The organism is Burkholderia alba (assembly GCF_034721475.1).
Classification (GTDB): Bacteria; Pseudomonadota; Gammaproteobacteria; order Burkholderiales; family Burkholderiaceae; genus Burkholderia; species Burkholderia alba.
Map to the genome: position 1 here is coordinate 1 of NZ_JAWJWL010000179.1, position 445 is coordinate 445.

Consider the following 445-nt stretch of genomic DNA (forward strand, 5'->3'; position numbering starts at 1 on the left):
GCGTGCCGAACGTGTGCCGAAACGCATGCGGCGAGGTGCGCGCCAGGTGCGCTCGCTCAACCTCCGACAGATCCGGTCTCTTCTCCTGCAGCTGCGCGAGCACCCATTCAACCAGCCCGCGGGCCCCGCGCACTGAATACCCCCCCAGCTGCGCATCCGTCTCCACGCGCGCAACCTTGTCTTGCGCACGTGGGGTCGCCGGCATCGTCAGCGGCGCGACCAACGGATGCGGCGCATGCGCCTCTCCGAAGTCCAGGTCGCGATCGCGCCAGTGCGCGACCAGGGCGGCGACCGTCGCGTCGCTGACTGGCACGATCCGTTCTTTGCCGCCTTTCCCGATCACGCTCAGCTGTCAACTGGCCGGTAGCTCGCCGTCGGGCGGCAAGTGCAACAGTCGGCTGCGCGTCGCCGCCACCGCCTCGGCAATGCGCAAACCGCTATCTCC

1 pseudogene is annotated in these 445 nt (G+C 69.0%); it reads right to left on the reverse strand.

The window, feature by feature from the left end:
* Positions 1 to 313: pseudogene (locus RZR99_RS33110) on the reverse strand (integrase); the annotation flags it as partial.
* Positions 314 to 445: the final 132 nt, after the last annotated feature.